Origin of the sequence: Citrobacter freundii complex sp. CFNIH4 (genome assembly GCF_002934505.1) — a bacterium.
GTDB lineage: Bacteria > Pseudomonadota > Gammaproteobacteria > Enterobacterales > Enterobacteriaceae > Citrobacter > Citrobacter freundii.
Genome location: NZ_CP026231.1, coordinates 4,917,104 through 4,938,737 on the forward strand (window position 1 = coordinate 4,917,104; position 21,634 = coordinate 4,938,737).

Annotated in this window: 20 protein-coding genes; 16 read left to right on the forward strand and 4 right to left on the reverse strand. The window is 52.8% G+C overall.

Features of this window, described 5'->3' with window-relative positions; translation table 11 throughout:
* The first annotated feature begins 9 nt into the window (after nt 1–9).
* The 13 genes from amiB to C2U41_RS25135 all read left to right on the forward strand — a co-directional run bounded on the left by amiB (nt 10) and on the right by C2U41_RS25135 (nt 15,853).
* Entirely contained in the window at nt 10–1,341 is a 1,332-nt protein-coding gene (amiB, locus tag C2U41_RS25070; protein WP_032937771.1) for an N-acetylmuramoyl-L-alanine amidase AmiB, read from the forward strand.
* A 9-nt stretch (nt 1,342–1,350) separates the two neighbouring features.
* Complete coding sequence (gene mutL / locus C2U41_RS25075) at nt 1,351–3,216, forward strand: DNA mismatch repair endonuclease MutL (RefSeq protein WP_032937769.1); 1,866 nt, start codon at nt 1,351–1,353, stop codon at nt 3,214–3,216.
* Nucleotides 3,209–4,159, forward strand: a complete 951-nt coding sequence (miaA, locus tag C2U41_RS25080; RefSeq protein WP_016149447.1) for a tRNA (adenosine(37)-N6)-dimethylallyltransferase MiaA — start codon at nt 3,209–3,211, stop codon at nt 4,157–4,159. The genes mutL and miaA overlap by 8 nt, the downstream gene beginning before the upstream one ends.
* A gap of 84 nt (nt 4,160–4,243) precedes the next feature.
* The gene (hfq, locus tag C2U41_RS25085; protein WP_003025584.1) at nt 4,244–4,552 is read left to right on the forward strand and encodes an RNA chaperone Hfq; all 309 of its coding nucleotides are present in this window, start codon (nt 4,244–4,246) and stop codon (nt 4,550–4,552) included.
* A gap of 74 nt (nt 4,553–4,626) precedes the next feature.
* The gene (gene hflX, locus C2U41_RS25090; RefSeq protein WP_032937767.1) at nt 4,627–5,907 is read left to right on the forward strand and encodes a ribosome rescue GTPase HflX; all 1,281 of its coding nucleotides are present in this window, start codon (nt 4,627–4,629) and stop codon (nt 5,905–5,907) included.
* A 189-nt stretch (nt 5,908–6,096) separates the two neighbouring features.
* Nucleotides 6,097–7,350, forward strand: coding sequence for an FtsH protease activity modulator HflK (hflK, locus tag C2U41_RS25095; RefSeq protein WP_003025593.1), 1,254 nt, complete (start codon nt 6,097–6,099; stop codon nt 7,348–7,350).
* 2 nt (nt 7,351–7,352) lie between these two features.
* On the forward strand, nt 7,353–8,357 hold the full coding sequence (hflC, locus tag C2U41_RS25100; protein WP_003025595.1) for a protease modulator HflC: 1,005 nt from the start codon (nt 7,353–7,355) through the stop codon (nt 8,355–8,357).
* A gap of 82 nt (nt 8,358–8,439) precedes the next feature.
* Entirely contained in the window at nt 8,440–8,637 is a 198-nt protein-coding gene (locus tag C2U41_RS25105; protein ID WP_003025602.1) for a DUF2065 domain-containing protein, read from the forward strand.
* A 102-nt stretch (nt 8,638–8,739) separates the two neighbouring features.
* A complete protein-coding gene (purA, locus tag C2U41_RS25110) occupies nt 8,740–10,038 on the forward strand; it encodes an adenylosuccinate synthase (RefSeq protein ID WP_003025606.1) in 1,299 nt (432 codons plus the stop codon).
* 216 nt (nt 10,039–10,254) lie between these two features.
* Nucleotides 10,255–10,680, forward strand: coding sequence for a nitric oxide-sensing transcriptional repressor NsrR (nsrR, locus tag C2U41_RS25120; RefSeq protein WP_003025609.1), 426 nt, complete (start codon nt 10,255–10,257; stop codon nt 10,678–10,680).
* Nucleotides 10,681–10,836: 156 nt separating this feature from the next.
* A complete protein-coding gene (gene rnr, locus C2U41_RS25125) occupies nt 10,837–13,299 on the forward strand; it encodes a ribonuclease R (RefSeq protein ID WP_003025612.1) in 2,463 nt (820 codons plus the stop codon).
* A gap of 70 nt (nt 13,300–13,369) precedes the next feature.
* Nucleotides 13,370–14,101 carry a 23S rRNA (guanosine(2251)-2'-O)-methyltransferase RlmB gene (gene rlmB, locus C2U41_RS25130; protein ID WP_003025615.1) on the forward strand — a complete coding sequence of 244 codons (732 nt, stop codon included), beginning with the start codon at nt 13,370–13,372 and terminating at the stop codon, nt 14,099–14,101.
* Nucleotides 14,102–14,230: 129 nt separating this feature from the next.
* On the forward strand, nt 14,231–15,853 hold the full coding sequence (locus C2U41_RS25135; RefSeq protein ID WP_048216929.1) for an isovaleryl-CoA dehydrogenase: 1,623 nt from the start codon (nt 14,231–14,233) through the stop codon (nt 15,851–15,853).
* Between the two features lie 85 nt (nt 15,854–15,938).
* Here the strand turns inward: C2U41_RS25135 and yjfN are convergent, their stop codons facing one another.
* Together yjfN and bsmA are read right to left on the reverse strand one after the other, a co-directional pair.
* A complete protein-coding gene (gene yjfN / locus C2U41_RS25140) occupies nt 15,939–16,214 on the reverse strand; it encodes a DUF1471 family protease activator YjfN (RefSeq protein ID WP_003025637.1) in 276 nt (91 codons plus the stop codon).
* A 147-nt stretch (nt 16,215–16,361) separates the two neighbouring features.
* Nucleotides 16,362–16,691: a biofilm peroxide resistance protein BsmA gene (gene bsmA / locus C2U41_RS25145; RefSeq protein WP_003025640.1), complete on the reverse strand. Its 330-nt coding sequence runs from the start codon at nt 16,689–16,691 to the stop codon at nt 16,362–16,364.
* A 181-nt stretch (nt 16,692–16,872) separates the two neighbouring features.
* Between bsmA and yjfP the strand changes: the two genes are divergently transcribed.
* Nucleotides 16,873–17,622 (forward strand): esterase, encoded by a 750-nt coding sequence (gene yjfP, locus C2U41_RS25150; protein ID WP_016149449.1) that lies wholly within the window; start codon nt 16,873–16,875, stop codon nt 17,620–17,622.
* Here the strand turns inward: yjfP and ulaR are convergent.
* Both ulaR and ulaG read right to left on the reverse strand, forming a co-directional pair.
* The gene (gene ulaR, locus C2U41_RS25155) at nt 17,619–18,374 is read right to left on the reverse strand and encodes an HTH-type transcriptional regulator UlaR (protein ID WP_003839504.1); all 756 of its coding nucleotides are present in this window, start codon (nt 18,372–18,374) and stop codon (nt 17,619–17,621) included. The two genes, yjfP and ulaR, sit on opposite strands and share 4 nt — an antisense overlap.
* A gap of 106 nt (nt 18,375–18,480) precedes the next feature.
* Complete coding sequence (gene ulaG, locus C2U41_RS25160) at nt 18,481–19,545, reverse strand: L-ascorbate 6-phosphate lactonase (protein WP_032937763.1); 1,065 nt, start codon at nt 19,543–19,545, stop codon at nt 18,481–18,483.
* Between the two features lie 367 nt (nt 19,546–19,912).
* Here ulaG and ulaA point away from each other — a divergent pair, with 367 nt between their 5' ends.
* Together ulaA and ulaB are read left to right on the forward strand one after the other, a co-directional pair.
* Nucleotides 19,913–21,310, forward strand: a complete 1,398-nt coding sequence (ulaA, locus tag C2U41_RS25165) for a PTS ascorbate transporter subunit IIC (protein ID WP_003025652.1) — start codon at nt 19,913–19,915, stop codon at nt 21,308–21,310.
* Nucleotides 21,311–21,325: 15 nt separating this feature from the next.
* Entirely contained in the window at nt 21,326–21,631 is a 306-nt protein-coding gene (gene ulaB / locus C2U41_RS25170; RefSeq protein ID WP_003025655.1) for a PTS ascorbate transporter subunit IIB, read from the forward strand.
* The last annotated feature ends 3 nt before the right edge of the window (nt 21,632–21,634 follow it).

The window sequence follows — 21,634 nt, forward strand, 5'->3', positions numbered from 1 at the left end:
GGTGGCGGGATGATTTATCGCATCAGAAACTGGCTGATGGCAACCCTGGTCCTGCTGTGCGCGCAGGCAGGGGCCGCCAGCCTCTCCGATCTTCAGGTTTCCAATGGCAATCAACAGGCGCGGATTACGCTGAGCTTTATTGGCGAGCCTGAATACGCCGTGAGCCAGGACGGGAAACGCACCGTCGCGCTGGATATAAAACAAACCGGAGTGATTCAGGGATTACCGCTGCTGTTTAGCGGCAATAATCTGGTGAAATCTATCCGCTCCGGCACGCCAAAAGATGCGCAGTCCTTGCGTCTGGTGGTGGATTTAACCGAGAACGGCAAGGCCGAAGCCGTTAAACGCCAGAACGGCGGCAATTATACCGTTGTGTTTACCATCAAAGCGGATGCGCCACCGCCGCCGCCTCCACCTCCAGTGGTTGTTAAGCGTGTTGAAACGCCGGTTGTCGCCCCTCGTCCTGCCGAGCCTGCGCGTAACCCGTTTAAAGCAGAGAACGATCGCACCACGATGGTGACCAACAGTAATACCTCCACACGACCTGCGGCGCGCGCCAGCACCGGCAGCGGTGAAAAAGTGGTTATTGCCATTGATGCCGGACACGGCGGGCAGGATCCGGGGGCGATTGGCCCTGGCGGCACGCGTGAGAAAAACGTCACGATTGCCGTGGCGCGTAAACTGCGCAGCTTGCTCAATGATGACCCAATGTTTAAAGGCGTACTCACCCGTGATGGCGATTACTTTATCTCGGTGATGGGGCGTTCAGACGTCGCACGTAAACAAAACGCCAATTTCCTGGTTTCTATTCACGCGGATGCCGCGCCAAACCGTGATGCCACAGGTGCTTCCGTTTGGGTGTTGTCGAACCGTCGGGCGAACAGTGAGATGGCCGGCTGGCTGGAACAGCATGAAAAACAATCGGAGCTGTTGGGCGGCGCGGGCGATGTGCTGGCAAACAGCCAGTCCGATCCTTATCTCAGCCAGGCCGTACTGGATCTGCAGTTCGGTCATTCGCAGCGCGTCGGGTATGATGTGGCGACCAGCATGATCGGCCAGTTAGAACGTATTGGTTCGATGCATAAGCGCCGTCCGGAACACGCCAGTCTTGGCGTACTGCGTTCGCCTGATATCCCATCTGTGCTGGTTGAAACCGGCTTTATCAGTAACAACAGCGAAGAACGTCTGTTGGCGAGCGATGATTACCAGCAGCAACTGGCTGAGGCGATATACAAAGGATTGCGTAACTATTTCCAGGCGCACCCGATGCAAACCGGACCGCAGGGCGCGCCGGCGCAAACCGCCAGCGCCATATCGGCGGGTAACACGTTAACAAATTAAGGATTAGCCATGCCGATTCAGGTTCTACCGCCACAGCTGGCGAACCAGATTGCCGCAGGCGAGGTGGTAGAACGGCCTGCGTCAGTGGTGAAAGAGCTGGTGGAAAACAGCATCGATGCCGGTGCGACGCGCATTGATATCGATATTGAGCGCGGCGGCGCGAAGCTTATCCGTATTCGTGACAACGGCTGCGGGATTAAAAAAGACGAGCTGGCGCTGGCGCTGGCGCGTCATGCCACCAGTAAAATAGCCTCGCTTGACGATCTTGAGGCCATCGTTAGCCTCGGATTTCGTGGCGAAGCGCTGGCAAGTATCAGCTCCGTGTCTCGTTTAACCCTGACGTCGCGCACACAAGAGCAGCCTGAGGCCTGGCAAGCCTATGCTGAAGGGCGCGACATGGATGTGACGGTAAAACCTGCTGCGCATCCAGTGGGAACCACACTGGAGGTGTTAGATCTGTTCTACAACACCCCGGCGCGGCGCAAATTTATGCGCACCGAGAAAACTGAATTTAATCATATCGACGAGATTATTCGCCGCATTGCGCTGGCGCGTTTTGATGTGACGATTAATTTGTCTCACAACGGCAAAGTGGTGCGTCAGTACCGGGCAGTGGCCGCGGATGGGCAGAAAGAGCGCCGGCTGGGCGCGATTTGCGGCACGCCGTTTCTGGAGCATGCGCTGGCGATTGAATGGCAGCATGGTGATTTGACGCTGCGCGGCTGGGTGGCCGATCCTAACCACACAACGGCGGCACTGGCAGAAATCCAGTATTGTTATGTGAATGGTCGGATGATGCGAGATCGGCTGATCAACCATGCTATCCGCCAGGCCTGTGAAGATAAGCTGGGAGCCGATCAACAACCCGCTTTTGTGCTGTATCTGGAAATCGATCCGCATCAAGTGGATGTCAACGTACACCCAGCTAAACATGAGGTCCGTTTCCATCAATCCCGCCTGGTGCACGATTTTATTTACCAGGGCGTGTTGAGCGTCCTGCAACAGCAGCTTGAAACGCCGCTGCCGTTGGCTGATGACGACGAACCCGCTCCAAGGCACATCCCGGAAAACCGCGTTGCTGCCGGACGTAACCATTTTGCCGAGCCGGCTCCCGCGCGTGAACCTGCGACACCGCAGTACTCAGCTGGCGCTGGAAACGGCAGTAGTGGCGCAGGCCGTCAGGCGAGGGCCAGTTGGCCTCATGCCCAACCCGGATACCAAAAGCAGCAGGGCGAAATTTATCAGAAACTGATGCAGACGCCGGCTCCAACGCGTAAAACGCCGGTCTCTGAAACATCATCGGTACCTCTGAGTGGCAGTAGTCAGGGCTTTGGCCGGGTGCTAACGATTGTCGGTGCAGACTGCGCGTTACTCGAGTGCGATGGCCATATTCGGTTGCTGGCATTACCGGTGGCTGAGCGTTGGCTGCGTCAGGCGCAATTAACGCCGGACCAGGGGACCGTTTGCGCCCAGCCGTTGCTGATCCCTTTACGTTTAAAAGTCAACGCCGATGAAAAAGCGGCGCTGCAAAAAGGACAGAGCCAACTGGCTGAGCTGGGCATTGAATTTCAACTGGATGCGCAGCATGTGACCATCCGGGCGGTGCCTTTACCCTTACGCCAACAAAATTTACAAATCTTGATTCCTGAACTGATAGGCTACCTGGCGCAGCAATCCGTATTCGAGCCGGGTAATATTGCGCAGTGGATCGCACGTAACCTGATTAGCGAGCATCCACAGTGGAGTATGGCACAGGCGATTACGCTGTTAGCGGATGTTGAGCGGCTCTGCCCACAACTCGTGAAGGCACCGCCGGGTGGTCTGTTACAACCTGTTGATTTACATTCGGTAATGAATGCCCTGAAACATGAGTGATACCCGTAAGGCGAGCCTGCCAAAGGCGATTTTTTTGATGGGGCCAACGGCCTCCGGTAAAACGGCACTCGCAATTGAATTGCGTAAAGTTTTGCCCATAGAGTTGATAAGCGTTGATTCCGCCCTTATTTACAAGGGAATGGATATCGGTACAGCAAAGCCCGATGCAGATGAATTACAGGCCGCGCCGCACCGATTACTGGATATTCGCGATCCGTCGCAAGCGTACTCCGCTGCGGATTTTCGTCGCGATGCGTTAGCCGAGATGGCCGACATCACCGCCGCGGGGCGTATCCCGTTGCTGGTGGGCGGCACAATGTTATATTTCAAAGCCTTGCTTGAAGGGCTGTCGCCGTTACCGTCGGCGGACCCGGAAGTCAGGGCCAGAATTGAGCAGCAGGCGGCAGAGCAGGGTTGGGACGCGTTACACCGACAGCTTCAGGACATCGATCCGGTGGCTGCGGCGCGTATTCATCCAAATGATCCGCAAAGACTTTCCCGGGCACTGGAAGTTTTTTTCATTTCGGGTAAAACTTTAACGGAGCTGACACAAACGTCAGGAGATGCTTTGCCGTATCAGGTGCATCAGTTTGCAATCGCCCCGGCGAGCCGTGAACTGCTCCATCAGCGAATTGAGCAGCGTTTTCATCAGATGTTAGCTTCAGGTTTTGAAGCAGAAGTCCGGGCGCTTTTTGCCCGTGGAGATTTGCATACGGATTTGCCTTCCATTCGTTGTGTAGGGTATCGCCAGATGTGGTCATACATTGAAGGTGAAATTTCATACGATGAAATGGTTTATAGAGGTGTTTGCGCCACGAGGCAGTTGGCGAAGCGACAGGTAACCTGGTTGCGTGGTTGGGAAGGGGTGCACTGGCTTGACAGTGAAAAGCCTGACCTAGCGCGAAACGAAGTATTACAGGTTGTTGGTGCTATCGCGAACTGAATGTGTACAATTGAAACGTATCGTGCGCAATTTTTCAGAATCGAAAGGTTCAAAGTACAAATAAGCATATAAGGAAAAGAGAGAATGGCTAAGGGGCAATCTTTACAAGATCCGTTCCTGAACGCATTGCGTCGGGAACGTGTTCCAGTTTCTATTTATTTGGTGAATGGTATTAAGCTGCAAGGTCAAATCGAGTCTTTTGATCAGTTCGTGATCCTGTTGAAAAACACGGTCAGCCAGATGGTTTATAAGCACGCGATTTCTACTGTTGTCCCGTCTCGTCCGGTTTCTCATCACAGCAATAATGCCACCGGCGGCACTGGCAGCAACTACCATCACGGTAGCAACGCGCAAGGTTCATCTGCGCAACAGGACAGCGAAGAAACCGAATAAGGTTATTAGCTGTTTTACATACGGGGAGCCAGCGATCCTGCGTTCCCCGTTGATTTATATTAAGGGGTTGACGCTTGTTTGACCGTTATGATGCCGGTGAGCAGGCGGTACTGGTACACATCTATTTTTCGCAAGACAAAGATATGGAAGACCTCCAGGAGTTTGAATCTCTGGTTTCTTCCGCCGGTGTCGAAGCAATGCAGGTGATTACCGGGAGCCGTAAAGCACCGCACCCGAAGTATTTTGTTGGTGAAGGTAAGGCAATCGAAATTGCCGAAGCCGTAAAAGCGACTGGCGCTGCGGTGGTGATTTTTGATCATGCTCTGAGCCCCGCCCAGGAACGTAACCTGGAACAGTTGTGCCAGTGTCTTGTTATCGACAGGACCGGTCTTATTTTAGATATTTTTGCCCAGCGTGCGCGCACCCATGAGGGTAAGTTGCAGGTTGAGCTGGCGCAGTTGCGCCATATGGCTACGCGTCTGGTCCGTGGCTGGACCCACCTTGAAAGGCAAAAGGGCGGGATTGGTTTGCGCGGTCCGGGTGAAACCCAGCTCGAAACCGACCGTCGTTTGCTGCGTAATCGCATTTTGCAAATACAGTCGCGCCTGGAAAAAGTTGAAAAGCAACGTGAGCAGGGGCGGCAGTCGCGCAAGAAAGCGGATGTCCCAACCGTATCACTGGTGGGATATACCAACGCCGGAAAATCCACCCTGTTCAACCAGATCACCGAAGCCCGGGTTTATGCAGCGGACCAGCTGTTTGCGACCCTGGACCCAACGTTGCGCCGCATAGACGTGGCGGACGTGGGTGAGACCGTGCTGGCGGATACCGTAGGGTTTATCCGCCATTTGCCGCACGACCTGGTGGCGGCATTTAAAGCCACCTTGCAGGAAACACGTCAGGCAACATTGCTGCTGCACGTTATTGATGCTGCAGATTTTCGTGTGCAGGAAAACATCGAGGCAGTCGACACGGTGCTCGAAGAGATCGATGCGAATGAGATCCCGACCCTGCTGGTGATGAATAAAATCGATATGTTGGATGACTTTGAGCCGCGTATCGATAGAGATGAAGAGAATAAACCCATTCGCGTTTGGGTATCAGCGCAAACGGGGATTGGTATACCACAACTTTTTCAGGCTTTGACTGAGCGACTTTCCGGTGAGGTGGCGCAGCATACGTTGCGTTTGCCGCCGCAGGAAGGGCGTTTGAGAAGCCGGTTTTATCAACTTCAGGCAATAGAAAAAGAGTGGATGGAGGAAGACGGCAGCGTAGGTCTGCAGGTTCGTATGCCGATCGTAGACTGGCGTCGCCTCTGTAAACAAGAACCGGCACTGGAAGACTATGTTGTCTGATCTGACGGATATGGCCTGAAGATTTTTTCGCCTCTATACCTTGTGGATTTTGTGCGGCAGGAAGGCGGCAAGTCCTGAAATCTCCAGGAGCATAGTCAACTATGTGACTGGAGTTGAGGGACGCAGCCAACGCATCGGCAGCGCAAAAGACGCAGGTATAGCATCGCATAACAAATATGGAGCACAAAAATGGCGTGGAATCAGCCCGGTAATAACGGACAAGACCGCGACCCCTGGGGAAGCAGCAAACCTGGCGGCAACCCTGAGGGAAATGGAAACAAAGGTGGTCGCGAGCAGGGACCTCCCGATCTGGACGATATCTTCCGCAAACTGAGTAAAAAGCTCGGTGGTCTGGGTGGCGGTAAAGGTACTGGTTCTGGCGGCGGTAGTTCATCGCAAGGCCCGCGTCCGCAACTGGGCGGTCGAGTTTTTACTATCGCAGCGGCCGCCATCGTCATTATCTGGGCGGCTAGCGGTTTCTATACCATTAAAGAAGCGGAACGTGGCGTGGTGACACGCTTCGGTAAATTCAGCCATTTGGTTGAACCGGGTCTGAACTGGAAACCGACCTTTATCGATGAAGTGACACCGGTCAACGTTGAAGCCGTGCGTGAACTTGCCGCATCCGGCGTTATGCTGACCTCTGACGAAAACGTCGTACGCGTCGAAATGAACGTACAGTACCGCGTGACCGATCCGCAGCGTTACCTGTTTAGCGTAACCAGTGCGGATGACAGTCTGCGTCAGGCAACTGACAGCGCCCTGCGTGGGGTTATCGGTAAATACACCATGGACCGTATCCTGACCGAAGGGCGTACCGTTATTCGTAGCGATACCCAGCGTGAACTGGAAGAAACGATCCGTCCGTACAACATGGGTATCACCTTGCTGGACGTCAACTTCCAGGCAGCACGTCCGCCGGAAGAAGTAAAAGCCGCGTTTGACGATGCTATCGCAGCACGTGAAAACGAACAGCAGTACATCCGTGAAGCAGAAGCGTACACCAACGAAGTTCAGCCGCGTGCAAACGGTCAGGCTCAGCGTATTCTGGAAGAAGCGCGTGCGTATAAGACTCAGACCATCCTGGAAGCACAGGGTGAAGTGGCTCGCTTCGCAAAAATTCTGCCGGAATATAAAGCCGCACCGCAAATTACCCGCGAGCGTCTGTATATCGAAACCATGGAAAAAGTGCTGAGCAATACCCGCAAAGTCCTGGTTAACGATAAAGGCAGCAATCTGATGGTTCTGCCGCTGGATCAAATGCTGAAAGGTGGTAGTGCGCCAGCAGCAAAGACTGACAGCAGTTCAAACCTGTTGCGTCTGCCGCCAGCAACGACTTCCAGCACTGGAGCAAGCAATACATCGTCCACCAGTCAGGGCGATATTATGGACCAACGCCGCGCGAATGCGCAGCGTAACGACTACCAGCGTCAGGGGGAATAACGATGCGTAAGTCAGTTATTGCGATTATCATCATCGTTCTGGTAGTTCTGTTCATGTCTGTCTTTGTGGTCAAAGAAGGCGAGCGCGGTATTACTCTGCGCTTTGGTAAAGTTCTGCGTGACGATGAAAACAAGCCGCTGGTCGTTGCACCAGGCTTGCACTTCAAGATTCCGTTTATTGAATCTGTGAAGATGCTCGATGCGCGTATTCAGACCATGGACAACCAGGCCGATCGCTTTGTTACCAAAGAGAAGAAAGACCTGATTGTTGACTCCTACATCAAGTGGCGCATCAGTGACTTTAGCCGTTACTACCTGGCAACGGGCGGTGGCGATGTTTCTCAGGCGGAAGTCCTGCTGAAACGTAAGTTCTCTGACCGTCTGCGTTCTGAAATTGGTCGTCTGGACGTGAAGGACATCGTTACCGATTCCCGTGGTCGTTTGACCCTGGAAGTCCGTGACGCGCTGAACTCCGGTTCTGCTGGCACGGAAGATGAAGTGGCGACTCCGGCAGCAGATAGCGCGATTGCCGAAGCGGCTGAACGTGTTCAGGCTGAAACGAACGGTAAAGTACCGGTCATCAACCCGAACAGTATGGCGGCATTGGGCATCGAAGTGGTTGACGTGCGTATTAAGCAAATCAACCTGCCTGCTGAAGTGTCCGAGGCTATCTACAACCGTATGCGCGCTGAGCGTGAAGCCGTAGCGCGTCGCCATCGTTCACAAGGCCAGGAAGAGGCGGAAAAACTGCGTGCAACGGCGGACTATGAAGTCACTAAAACGCTGGCAGAATCTGAGCGTCAGGGCCGTATCATGCGCGGTGAAGGCGATGCAGAAGCCGCTAAGCTGTTTGCCGATGCATTTAGTCAGGATCCAGATTTCTACGCCTTCATCCGTAGCCTGCGTGCTTACGAGAAGAGCTTCGAAGGCAATCAGGACGTGATGGTCATGAGTCCGGACAGCGATTTCTTCCGCTACATGAAGACACCGAGTTCCGCGACACGCTAATCGCGTTCCAGCGGTTTTAAAGCAGCAAAACCACCGGCATCTCCAGGGATGCGGTGGTTTTCTTTTTATATAAGGGCGATGGATGAATTCAACAATTTTGCTGGCGCTCGCGCTGGTTTTGGTGCTGGAAGGGCTGGGTCCGATGCTTTATCCCAGCGCATGGAAGAAAATGATCTCTGCAATGGCGCAACTTCCCGAAAATATTTTGCGTCGTTTTGGTGGAGGTCTTGTGGTTGCGGGCGTTGTGGTCTACTACATGTTGAGGAAAACGATTGGCTGATTAATAAGTAGACTAATTTGCGGATTTTCGCATGCAAAAAGTGCTGTATATCTGAAAAAGCGGTGGTAGAATCCATTTTTAAGCAAACGGTGATTTTGAAAAATGGGTAACAACGTCGTCGTACTGGGCACCCAATGGGGTGACGAAGGTAAAGGGAAGATCGTCGATCTTCTGACTGAACGGGCTAAATATGTTGTGCGCTACCAGGGTGGTCACAACGCAGGCCATACTCTCGTAATCAACGGTGAAAAAACCGTCCTCCATCTTATTCCATCAGGTATTCTTCGCGAGAATGTCATCAGCATCATCGGTAACGGTGTTGTTCTGTCTCCGTCCGCGCTGATGAAAGAAATGAAAGGACTGGAAGATCGTGGTATCCCGGTTCGCGAGCGCCTGCTGCTGTCTGAAGCTTGTCCGCTGATCCTTGATTATCACGTTGCGTTGGATAACGCTCGTGAGAAAGCGCGTGGCGAGAAAGCGATCGGTACTACCGGTCGTGGTATCGGTCCGGCTTATGAAGACAAAGTAGCTCGTCGCGGTCTGCGTGTTGGCGATCTGTTTGATAAAGCAACCTTCGCTGAAAAACTGAAAGAAGTGATGGAATATCACAACTTCCAGCTGGTGAATTTCTATAAAGTTGAAGCAGTTGACTACCAGAAAGTGCTGGATGATGTGATGGCTATCGCCGACATCCTGACCTCGATGGTTGTTGATGTTTCCGATCTGCTGGACCAGGCGCGTAAGCGTGGCGATTTCGTCATGTTTGAAGGTGCGCAGGGTACGCTGCTGGATATCGACCACGGTACCTATCCGTACGTAACGTCCTCCAACACCACCGCAGGTGGCGTGGCAACCGGCTCCGGCCTGGGCCCACGTTATGTGGACTACGTTCTGGGTATCATCAAAGCTTACTCTACTCGTGTAGGTGCGGGTCCGTTCCCGACTGAACTGTTTGATGACGTTGGCGAGTTCCTGTGCAAACAAGGTAACGAGTATGGTGCGACCACCGGTCGTCGTCGTCGTACCGGCTGGCTGGACTCCGTTGCTGTACGCCGTGCAGTACAGATTAACTCCCTGTCTGGCTTCTGCCTGACCAAACTGGACGTACTGGACGGTTTGAAAGAGGTGAAAATCTGTGTCGCTTACCGTATGCCGGATGGCCGTGAAGTAACGACTACTCCGCTGGCAGCAGACGACTGGAAAGGTATCGAGCCGATTTACGAAACCATGCCGGGCTGGTCTGAATCTACTTTCGGCGTGAAGGAACGTAGCGGTCTGCCGCAGGCTGCACTGAACTACATCAAGCGTATTGAAGAACTGACCGGTGTGCCGATTGATATTATCTCAACTGGCCCAGACCGTACTGAAACCATGATCCTGCGCGACCCGTTCGACGCATAATTCTGGTTATAGCGTGGCGTCGAATGGCGCTGCGCTTGCAATATCTCAAGCCGGATAAGGTGCTTTGCATCAGAATCCGGCTTAAAATCACGTAAGTTCCTCGCTTTTTTCCTTCCCGAACTGAAATAAATTAGCGACCTGGCTGGTGGCTGGTTTATCATCAATATAATTAATACCACCAGGTTTATCCGTTTTATCCCTTTTCCTGAGGTTGATGTGCAGTTAACAAGTTTCACCGATTACGGATTACGTGCGCTAATCTACATGGCGTCACTTCCCGAAGGACGTATGACCAGTATTTCTGAGGTGACAGAAGTCTACGGCGTGTCCCGTAATCATATGGTCAAAATAATCAATCAACTTAGCCGGGCGGGCTTTGTTACTGCTATTCGAGGAAAAAATGGCGGTATCCGCTTGGGTAAACCCGCTAAGGATATTGGTATTGGTGATGTGGTTCGCGAGCTGGAACCCTTATCGTTGGTCAACTGTAGCAGCGAGTTTTGCCACATTACCCCGGCCTGTCGACTCAAACAGGCGCTTTCTAAGGCAGTGCAAAGTTTTCTCACGGAGCTGGACAACTACACACTTGCTGATTTGGTTGAAGAGAATCAACCGCTTTATAAATTATTGCTGGTGGAATAATGAAGTCCAAAGTATTTCGCGTCGCATCGCGGCGGCAACTGAGCGAGTCGCCAGGAGCTTACAAAAGTAAGTTACTGGTGGGAGCAAAGGCAGCCAACAAAGAGGCGTCGTGAAAGACGAAGGAATTCCATCAGAGCTGACAATGGAGGAACCTCAATGTCACAAGATCCTTTCCAGGAACGCGAAGCTGAAAAATACGCGAATCCTATCCCAAGCCGGGAATTTATCCTCGAACATTTAACTAAACGTGAAAAACCGGCCAACCGCGATGAGCTGGCCGCTGAACTCAACATTGAAGGTGAAGAGCAGCAGGAAGCACTGCGCCGCCGTCTGCGCGCGATGGAGCGTGACGGACAACTGGTCTTCACCCGTCGTCAGTGCTATGCGCTGCCGGAGCGTCTCGACCTGCTGAAAGGTACCGTTATTGGTCACCGTGATGGCTATGGCTTTCTGCGCGTTGAAGGCCGCAAAGATGACCTGTACCTGTCCAGCGAGCAGATGAAAACCTGCATTCATGGCGATCAGGTGCTGGCGCAGCCGCTGGGCGCGGACCGTAAAGGTCGTCGCGAAGCGCGTATTGTGCGCGTACTGGTGCCAAAAACCAGCCAAATTGTCGGTCGCTACTTCACCGATGCTGGCGTTGGGTTTGTCGTCCCTGACGACAGCCGTCTGAGTTTCGATATCCTGATCCCGCCGGAAGAGGTGATGGGCGCTCGTATGGGCTTTGTGGTCGTCGTTGAACTGACCCAACGTCCTACTCGCCGCACCAAAGCGGTGGGTAAAATTGTTGAAGTGCTGGGTGACAACATGGGAACCAGCATGGCTGTTGATATGGCCCTGCGTACTCATGAAATCCCATATATCTGGCCGCAGGCTGTTGAGAAACAGGTCGCCGGACTGAAAGAAGAAGTGCCGGAAGAGGCAAAAATAGGACGTGTCGATCTGCGCGACCTGCCGCTGGTGACTATCGATGGCGAAGATGCGCGTGACTTCGACGATGCGGTTTACTGCGAGAAGAAACGCGGCGGCGGCTGGCGTTTATGGGTGGCGATTGCCGACGTAAGCTATTACGTTCGCCCGCCGACTCCGCTGGACCAGGAAGCCCGCAGCCGTGGCACATCCGTTTACTTCCCGTCGCAGGTTGTCCCGATGCTGCCGGAAGTGCTTTCTAATGGATTGTGTTCGCTCAACCCGCAGGTGGACAGGTTGTGTATGGTCTGTGAAATGACCATTTCGTCGAAAGGCCGTTTAACCGGCTTTAAATTCTACGAAGCGGTCATGAGTTCCCATGCACGTCTGACCTACACCAAGGTCTGGCACATGCTGCAGGGCGACCAGGAGCTGCGTGAGCAGTACGCACCGCTGGTCAAACACATTGAAGAGCTGCATAACCTCTACAAAGTGCTGGATAAAGCCCGCGAAGAGCGCGGCGGTATCTCGTTTGAAAGTGAAGAGGCGAAGTTTATCTTCAATGCTGAACGCCGTATTGAGCGTATTGAGCAGACGCAGCGTAACGACGCGCACAAGCTGATTGAAGAGTGCATGATCATGGCGAACATCTCAGCGGCGCGATTCGTTGAGAAAGCCAAAGAGCCCGCGCTGTTCCGTATTCACGATAAGCCGACGACCGAAGCGATTAACTCGTTCCGTTCCGTCCTGGCAGAGCTGGGACTGGAGCTGCCAGGTGGCAACAAACCTGAGCCGCGCGATTACGCTGAACTGCTGGAGTCGATTGCTGACCGTCCTGACGCAGAAATGCTGCAAACCATGCTGCTGCGTTCGATGAAGCAGGCGATTTACGATCCGGAAAACCGTGGTCACTTCGGCCTGGCGCTGCAATCTTATGCACACTTTACTTCACCGATCCGTCGTTACCCGGATCTCTCCTTGCACCGGGCGATTAAGTATCTGCTGGCGCAGGAGCAGGGTCATAAAGGCAACACCACGGAAACGGGTGGTTACCATTATTCGATGGAAGAGATGCTGCAACTGGGTCAGCACTGTTCGATGGCCGAGCGCCGTGCTGACGAAGCCACGCGCGATGTCTCTGACTGGTTGAAGTGCGACTTCATGCTGGATCAGGTAGGGAATGTCTTCAAAGGCGTGATCGCCAGCGTCACCGGATTTGGCTTCTTTGTCCGTCTTGATGAGTTGTTTATCGACGGTCTGGTGCATGTCTCCTCCCTGGATAACGACTACTATCGTTTCGACCAGGTTGGTCAGCGCCTGACGGGGGAATCCAGCGGTCAGATGTATCGCCTGGGCGATCGCGTGGAAGTTCGCGTGGAAGCAGTCAACATGGACGAGCGTAAGATCGACTTTAGCTTGATCTCCAGCGAACGTGCGCCGCGCAATGAAGGCAAAACCGCGCGCGAAAAAGCCAAAAAAAGCGATGCGGGTAAAAATACCGGTAAACGTCGTCAGATGGGCAAAAAGGTGAATTTCGAGCCGGATAGCGCTTTCCGCGGTGAGAAAAAAGGCAGAGCCAAACCTCAGGCGGAAAAGAATGCGGCTGAGAAGAAAGGCGACAAAAAAGCGAAAAAGCCATCGGCAAAAACGCTTAAAATCGCTGCCGCCACCAAAGCTAAACGTGCGGCGAAAAAGAAAGTCGCACAATAACTGCCATAAACAGTAAGTCGGGCAATCTCGTGTTGCCCGCGTTATGCATAAACTATTAACGAGTACATTCATGAGTGAAATGATTTACGGCATCCATGCGGTGCAGGCTCTGCTGGAACGTGCGCCTGAGCGCTTCCAGGACGTCTTTATTCTCAAAGGTCGTGAAGATAAACGCCTGCTGCCGCTGATCCACGCACTGGAAGCACAGGGTGTTGTCATTCAACTGGCTAACCGTCAGTTTCTGGATGAGAAAAGCGAGGGTGCGGTACATCAGGGGATTATTGCTCGTGTGAAGCCGGGCCGTCAGTATCAGGAAAACGATCTGCCGGATCTGATTGCTACGCTCGATCAGCCGTTCTTTTTGATCCTCGATGGCGTCACCGACCCGCATAACCTGGGGGCATGTCTGCGTAGCGCCGATGCCGCTGGCGTACATGCTGTAATCGTACCGAAGGATCGTTCCGCTCAGTTGAATGCTACGGCGAAAAAAGTGGCCTGCGGTGCGGCAGAAAGTGTACCGCTGATCCGCGTGACCAACCTGGCGCGCACCATGCGTATGCTGCAGGAAGAGAATATCTGGATCGTCGGAACCGCTGGCGAAGCCGACCATACTCTCTACCAGAGCAAAATGACCGGACGTCTGGCGCTGGTGATGGGCGCAGAAGGTGAAGGTATGCGCCGTCTGACCCGTGAACACTGTGACGAACTCATCAGCATCCCGATGGCAGGTAGCGTTTCGTCGCTGAACGTTTCAGTTGCGACGGGCATCTGCCTGTTTGAAGCAGTCCGCCAGCGCAGCTAAACTATCTCCCTTATTTCTCTCTTCTCTCAAGCCATCTTTCGGGATGGCTTTTTTGTGACCGTTGTCCCATGCGTTCTCTCTGCTGCCTGACCATACTTAAAGCGACGGCCATTGACGGAGGGAGACACAATGCACTGGCAAACGCATACCGTTTTTAACCAACCTGTACCTCTCAATAACAGTAACTTATATTTGTCCGACGGCGCGCTGTGCGAAGCGGTTATCCGTGAAGGCGCTGGCTGGGATAGCGATCTTCTCGCCAGTATTGGTCAGCAGCTAGGGACTGCCGAGTCGCTCGAACTGGGTCGTCTGGCCAATGCTTTTCCACCTGAACTATTGCGCTACGACCCGCAGGGGCAGCGGCTGGATGATGTGCGTTTTCATCCTGCCTGGCATTTGCTGATGCAGGGATTGTGCGCCAACCGTGTGCATAATCTGGCCTGGGAAGAAGACGCGAGGCAGGGAACATTTGTTGCCCGGGCGGCGCGTTTCATGCTACATGCACAGGTTGAAGCAGGCACGTTGTGTCCGGTGACCATGACGTTTGCCGCTACGCCGCTGTTACTTCAAATGTTACCCGCCCCCTTTCACGACTGGCTGACGCCGCTGCTAAGCGACCGTTATGACTCGCATTTACTGCCCGGTGGGCAAAAGCGTGGGCTGCTGATCGGCATGGGCATGACCGAGAAGCAGGGTGGTTCAGATGTGCTGAGCAATACCACACAGGCAGAACGTCTTGTCGACGGCTCGTATCGGCTGGTGGGACATAAGTGGTTTTTCTCCGTGCCGCAAAGCGATGCCCATTTGGTGCTGGCCCAAGCAAAGGGCGGCTTATCCTGCTTTTTTGTACCGCGATTTTTACCTGACGGGCAGCGTAATGCCATCCGTCTTGAACGACTGAAAGATAAGTTAGGCAACCGCTCCAACGCCAGCTGCGAGGTTGAATTCCACGATGCGATTGGCTGGCTATTGGGCGAAGAAGGGGAAGGTATCCGCCATATCCTGAAGATGGGCGGGATGACGCGTTTTGACTGCGCGCTCGGCAGTCACGGCATGATGCGACGTGCTTTTTCCATCGCGATTTATCATGCGCACCAGCGACAAGTTTTTGGCAAGCCATTGATTGAACAGCCGATGATGCGTCAGGTATTAGGCCGGATGGCGCTCCAACTGGAAGGTCAGACGGCGCTACTGTTTCGGCTGGCGCGGGCCTGGGACCGTCGTGCTGATGCCAAAGAAGCGCTGTGGGCCAGGTTGTTCACGCCAGCAGCGAAATTCTCCGTTTGCAAGGTCGGTATGCCGTTTGTGGCTGAGGCGATGGAAGTGCTGGGCGGGATTGGCTATTGCGAGGAGAGTGAGCTGCCGCGCCTGTATCGTGAGATGCCGGTAAACAGTATCTGGGAAGGCTCCGGCAACATTATGTGCCTTGATGTATTGCGGGTACTGACAAAACAACCCGGCATCTACGATATGCTCAGCGAAGCCTTTGCGGAGGTAAAGGGGCAGGATCGGCATTACGATCGAATGGTGCGTCAGTTGCAGCAGCGTTTACGTAAACCCAGTGAGGCATTGGGACGGGAGATTACGCAGCAGCTTTTCCTGCTCGGTTGCGGGGCGCAGATGTTGCGTTATTCTTCTCCGCCAGTGGCGCAGGCCTGGTGCCAAATGATGCTTGATACGCGGGGTGGACTACGATTGTCTGAACAGGTGCTGAACGATTTGCTCCTGCGGGCAACGGGGGGGTTACGGTAATAACTTGCCTGATGGCGACGCGGGTGCGTCTTATCATGCCTACGCTCAGTCCAGGTCAGATAAGTTTACGCCATCCGGCAATCTGTTACGCATAAAGTATGGCCTGTACGCGCCAGTTGTCGGGCTGCTGGTCTTCGTACATCTGAATGATCCGATACCATGAGGCACCTTGTTCATCCGCTTTTAACGCGATTACACGTTCTACATCCTGCAGATTTCCTGCAATGTTACTGACAGAGATCAGGCCAATTTCGTTCAGGCCCGTAACGCAGTCAGCACTGGCGAATTCGGCAGACTGCGCCGTAGTGCCTGCCAGTCCGGCAGAAAGCAGCAGTGAGGATAAGGCAAGAGATTGTTTCATCGTCAGCTCCATTATTCGTACCCCTACACACGGCAGGGCATTCCATCGCGATAATAAACCTCAAGCTTCCTGCTGTTGGTTTATTGTGCACAGGTAAACGCATAGAGGCGCAAAGCAATGTAAAGCTGACTAAATTTCAACCCAATGTTATTTACGATACAAAATTGCCTGTGAATACCATTGGCCTGTCACGATGGTTTCATCTACTAATAAAACCACATAGTAATCAGCTTTAGCCGCGACGGCTTTGGCACGGATCTCTGCCAGCGCATCATCCGGAGAGCCTCTTACCAGCGCGCTAACCGTCCCTAATCGCTGTAACCCATTACTCTGGTCACGGCGGATCTCCTGCGGGTGGTCGGCAACGGGCGGTGCGGGTTGCGGCGTTCCCTGTAGCACGCTACAGGCGCTTAAAAACATAACCAGCAACAAAGAGGCAAACCGACGCATAACTCTATCTCGTTTCCTGATAGCCATAGTGTAGTGCCTTATTAATTTCCCTTTAGGGGAATGTTCCCGAATTGTTATCTCTCACGCGATTTTCGAATGAAAATGTTGCGAAAGCGTAACCCAGTTCTCAACATTATGAATCATTGCCGAACACATTCGCTTGCGTTAAGCATTGCTGCATGGCATACCAGAAAAAAAGGGGCAACAAATGATAGAAATTGAGACACGACAGTTAGCTGGTATCCCTGTCCTGCACGCCGTTCCGGCTGGTAAACGCGAATGTTCACTCCCTTGTATTCTCTTTTATCACGGGTTTACATCTTCAAGTCTGGTCTACAGTTATTTTGCTGTTGCGCTGGCTCAGGCCGGATTTCGCGTCGTCATGCCAGATGCGCCCGAACATGGCGCCCGCTTTAAAGGTAATGCTCAGGAGCGAATGTTCCGCTTCTGGCATATATTGCAGCAAAACATGCAGGAGTTTACGACGTTACGTGCGGCTCTGGTGGCAGAAAATTGGCTTTCAGATGAGCGGCTTGCCGTCGGTGGGGCATCGATGGGGGGAATGACTGCATTGGGCATAATGGCGCGCCATCCTGAGGTTAAATGTGTAGCCAGCCTGATGGGCTCAGGCTATTTTACCCGGCTTGCGCAGACGCTTTTTCCTCCTTTACAGGTTCAGACCCCAGAGCAACAGGCGGAGTTTGATGCCGTTATCGCCCCGCTTGCCGAATGGGATGTTACGCATCAGTTGCCACGCCTTGCCGACAGGCCGTTGCTGCTGTGGCATGGACAGGATGATGATGTTGTACCGGCTGTTGAAACCTTCCGCTTACAGCAAGCGCTGATTCAGGCAGGTTTGGACAACAATCTGACCTGCCTGTGGGAAGCGGGTGTACGACATCGCATCACGCCAGAAGCGTTGGCCGCAACAGTGACGTTTTTCCGCCAGCACCTTTAAACGCGCATAATGCTCACGCCCTGAGCTTCAAGCTGTTGCAGAATCTCAGGGTTTGCATTTTTGCCGGTAATGAGCATATCGATTTGATCGGCGCGACTGAACAGCATTCCCGCACGTTCACCGACTTTACTGCTATCGACCAGCACCACCAGTTTACCCACCACGTTAAGCATCTTCTGCTCGGCCATCGCGGTCAGCATATCGGTTTTATACAGTCCGTCCGCGGTCAACCCTTTGCCGCTGGTAAACATCCAGTGTCCGGCATACAGGCTATTTTCACTGCCTTGCGGGCTAAGCGTGATGGATTGGCTTTTGTTATATTGCCCTCCCATGATGATCACGCTGTCATGCTCCTGGTCGATCAGATAGTTCGCCAGCGGCAAATAATTGGTGATGATCTGCACCGGCTTGCCGCACATTTCGCGACCCAGCAGGAAAGCGGTCGATCCGCAGTTGATCACTACGCTTTCACCCGCATTCACAAGCTGGGATGCTGCCTTGGCAATGCGAACTTTTTCATCGTGGTTCTGCGCCTGGTGAAGATTCATTGGCGTCCAGCGCGGCCGCTGCTGGGTAATAGCTTCTGCGCCGTTGCGTACTTTCTTGAGTTTGCCGCTTTCGTCGAGCTTGTTGATGTCCCGGCGCGCAGTGGCGGGTGAAATCCCCAGACGCTCAACTACGTTCTCAACGGTAACAAAGCCCAACTGCGCCAGCATATCCAGCAATATTTGATGTCTTTGTGCTTCAGTCATGAGCTATTCCGATACAAATTGATTTGAAAAGATGATATTTGAAATAGCCTGGAAATACTAAAGTAAATGGGAAAAAATGCCGGGATGGCCCGGCATTTTGTGTGGATCACAAGAACGATTTAAACGGTAAATCCGGTTCAATGGTGAAGCAGTCATCAAAGCCGCGCGGATAGTGATATTCAAAGTTATCTTTGTCCAGCGGCCAGGTGAACTTGCCACCTACCTGCCAGATGAATGGCTTAAAGCCATACTTAAGGCGATCTTTTTTCATCTCCCACAGTACGCGGATCTCCTGCGGATCGGCCTGAAAGTTTGACCAGATATCATGATGGAAAGGGATCACCACTTTTGTATTCAGGGCCTCCGCCATACGCAGCATGTCAGAACTGGTCATTTTGTCCGTAATACCCCGTGGGTTCTCGCCGTAGGATCCGAGTGCGACGTCGATCTGGTGCTCGTTGCCATGCTTTGCATAGTAGTTGGAGTAGTGTGAGTCGCCGCTATGATAAAGCGTACCGCCCGGCGTTTTGAACAGATAGTTTACTGCGCGGGCATCCATACCATCCGGCAGTACGCCAGCGGCTTTCTGATCGGCGGGCAGGGTGATTAACGCAGTACGATCGAACGCATCAAGCGCATGAATTGCAATATCTTTCACTTTTACCACATCGCCTGGTTTTACCACGATGCAGCGCTCTTTTGGTACACCCCAACCGATCCACAGATCCACACAAGTCTGCGGTCCAATAAACGGCACGTCGTCGGCACAGTTCTGCATGACGGCTGCCGCAACATTTACGTCGATGTGATCGTTATGATCGTGCGTGGCCAGCACCGCATCGATCTGACGAATGGCAAACGGATCAAGAACAAACGGCGTGGTGCGCAGGTTTGGCTGCAGCTTCTTCACCCCTGCCATGCGTTGCATCTGGTGACCGGTTTTCATCAGCGGGTTACCGTGACTCTGTTTGCCCGTGCCGCACCAGAAATCGACGCAGACGTTAGTCCCGCCTTCCGACTTCAGCCAAATTCCGGTACAGCCGAGCCACCACATCGCGAAAGTACCTGGTGCGACCTGTTCCTGCTCGATCTCTTCATTCAGCCAGCTTCCCCACTCCGGGAATGTGCTCAGGATCCATGATTCACGCGTGATGCTTTTTACTTTACTCATCGCAATTACCTTCATGTTTGTTCAAGTTGAATCAAATTGTGATTTGTTTTGATTGATACTGACATCATTTTCTCAAGAAGGCAATGCGTTGATTTTTGGTGTTGAATGAAAAATTGTTAACAAATTACAACGTGACAAGATGGTTTATATGAAATGTATTTTTGTATTTTATTGTTTTGATTGGTTTTATTTTGAAGCGAATGAATTAGGAGTAAATCCACTCTGCAAGTAAGAGAATTATTTGCGTACTGCATCACATTTAATCAAATTCAATCTTGTTGTGATTACTTTTGAAAATTAGAGTGAGGGCACAACATCCTGGGCATCTGTAATGAATGTTCAGCAACTTCGTCTACTGGAGATCGTTATGGAGATCCTCTACAACATCTTTACCGTCTTTTTTAATCAGGTCATGACCAATGCACCGTTGCTGTTGGGTATTGTGACCTGCCTCGGCTACATCCTGTTGCGTAAAAGTGTCAGCGTTATTATCAAAGGCACGATCAAAACGATTATCGGTTTTATGTTATTGCAGGCAGGGTCGGGCATTCTGACCAGCACGTTTAAACCGGTAGTGGCGAAGATGTCCGAGGTTTACGGTATCAACGGTGCGATTTCCGATACCTATGCCTCCATGATGGCAACCATCGAACGTATGGGGGATGCCTATAGCTGGGTAGGGTACGCGGTACTGTTGGCGCTGGCGCTAAACATTTGTTACGTGCTGCTACGGCGGATTACCGGTATTCGTACCATCATGCTGACCGGGCACATCATGTTCCAGCAGGCGGGCCTGATCGCCGTCTCTTTCTACATCTTTGGCTATTCCATGTGGACCACCATCATCTGTACCGCGGTGCTGGTGTCGCTCTACTGGGGCATTACCTCCAATATGATGTACAAGCCGACCCAGGAAGTGACCGACGGCTGTGGTTTTTCCATCGGTCACCAGCAGCAGTTCGCCTCCTGGATTGCTTACAAAGTCGCGCCGTATCTGGGTAAGAAAGAGGAGAGCGTAGAAGATCTCAAGCTGCCAGGCTGGCTGAATATCTTCCATGACAACATCGTTTCTACCGCGATTGTGATGACCATCTTCTTCGGGGCGATCCTGCTCTCTTTCGGCATTGATGTGGTTCAGGCGATGGCGGGTAAAACCCACTGGACGGTGTATATCCTGCAAACCGGTTTTTCGTTTGCTGTCGCTATCTTCATCATCACCCAGGGCGTACGTATGTTCGTTGCTGAACTTTCAGAAGCGTTCAACGGTATCTCTCAACGCCTGATCCCGGGCGCGGTACTGGCCATCGACTGCGCGGCGATTTATAGCTTTGCTCCTAACGCGGTGGTCTGGGGCTTTATGTGGGGGACCATCGGCCAACTGATTGCGGTGGGCATCCTTGTGGCCTGCGGCTCTTCCATTCTGATTATCCCAGGTTTTATCCCGATGTTCTTCTCGAACGCCACTATCGGCGTATTTGCTAACCACTTTGGCGGCTGGCGCGCAGCGCTCAAGATTTGCCTGGTGATGGGGATGATCGAAATCTTCGGCTGCGTCTGGGCGGTGAAGCTCACCGGTATGAGCGCCTGGATGGGCATGGCGGACTGGTCAATTCTGGCACCGCCGATGATGCAAGGCTTTGCCTCCATCGGCATCGTGTTTATGGCCGTCATTATTCTGATTGCACTGGCTTATATGTTTTTCGCAGGACGCACGTTGCGTGCTGAGGAAGACGCAGAAAAACAACTGGCAGAACACTCTGCTTAATAAGGAGTTCCGATTATGACCGTACGTATTCTGGCTGTGTGTGGCAATGGGCAGGGCAGTTCCATGATCATGAAAATGAAGGTGGACCAGTTTTTAACCCAGTCAAATATTGACCATACGGTAAACAGCTGCGCCGTGGGTGAATACAAAAGTGAACTGAGCGGAGCGGATATTATCATCGCCTCTACGCATATCGCCGGTGAGATTACCGTTTCTGGCAATAAATATGTCGTTGGCGTACGCAACATGCTGTCTCCTGCCGATTTTGGACCAAAACTGCTGGAAGTGATCAAAGCGCATTTTCCGCAGGACGTGAAGTAAGGG

Coding starts and splice junctions, on each gene's coding strand:
- amiB (WP_032937771.1), top strand. CDS start 10: ATGATTTATCGCATCAGAAACTGGCTGATGGCAACCCTGGTCCTGCTG.
- mutL (WP_032937769.1), top strand. CDS start 1,351: ATGCCGATTCAGGTTCTACCGCCACAGCTGGCGAACCAGATTGCCGCA.
- miaA (WP_016149447.1), top strand. CDS start 3,209: ATGAGTGATACCCGTAAGGCGAGCCTGCCAAAGGCGATTTTTTTGATG.
- hfq (WP_003025584.1), top strand. CDS start 4,244: ATGGCTAAGGGGCAATCTTTACAAGATCCGTTCCTGAACGCATTGCGT.
- hflK (WP_003025593.1), top strand. CDS start 6,097: ATGGCGTGGAATCAGCCCGGTAATAACGGACAAGACCGCGACCCCTGG.
- hflC (WP_003025595.1), top strand. CDS start 7,353: ATGCGTAAGTCAGTTATTGCGATTATCATCATCGTTCTGGTAGTTCTG.
- C2U41_RS25105 (WP_003025602.1), top strand. CDS start 8,440: ATGAATTCAACAATTTTGCTGGCGCTCGCGCTGGTTTTGGTGCTGGAA.
- purA (WP_003025606.1), top strand. CDS start 8,740: ATGGGTAACAACGTCGTCGTACTGGGCACCCAATGGGGTGACGAAGGT.
- rnr (WP_003025612.1), top strand. CDS start 10,837: ATGTCACAAGATCCTTTCCAGGAACGCGAAGCTGAAAAATACGCGAAT.
- rlmB (WP_003025615.1), top strand. CDS start 13,370: ATGAGTGAAATGATTTACGGCATCCATGCGGTGCAGGCTCTGCTGGAA.
- C2U41_RS25135 (WP_048216929.1), top strand. CDS start 14,231: ATGCACTGGCAAACGCATACCGTTTTTAACCAACCTGTACCTCTCAAT.
- yjfN (WP_003025637.1), bottom strand. CDS start 16,214: ATGAAACAATCTCTTGCCTTATCCTCACTGCTGCTTTCTGCCGGACTG.
- bsmA (WP_003025640.1), bottom strand. CDS start 16,691: ATGGCTATCAGGAAACGAGATAGAGTTATGCGTCGGTTTGCCTCTTTG.
- yjfP (WP_016149449.1), top strand. CDS start 16,873: ATGATAGAAATTGAGACACGACAGTTAGCTGGTATCCCTGTCCTGCAC.
- ulaR (WP_003839504.1), bottom strand. CDS start 18,374: ATGACTGAAGCACAAAGACATCAAATATTGCTGGATATGCTGGCGCAG.
- ulaG (WP_032937763.1), bottom strand. CDS start 19,545: ATGAGTAAAGTAAAAAGCATCACGCGTGAATCATGGATCCTGAGCACA.
- ulaA (WP_003025652.1), top strand. CDS start 19,913: ATGGAGATCCTCTACAACATCTTTACCGTCTTTTTTAATCAGGTCATG.
- ulaB (WP_003025655.1), top strand. CDS start 21,326: ATGACCGTACGTATTCTGGCTGTGTGTGGCAATGGGCAGGGCAGTTCC.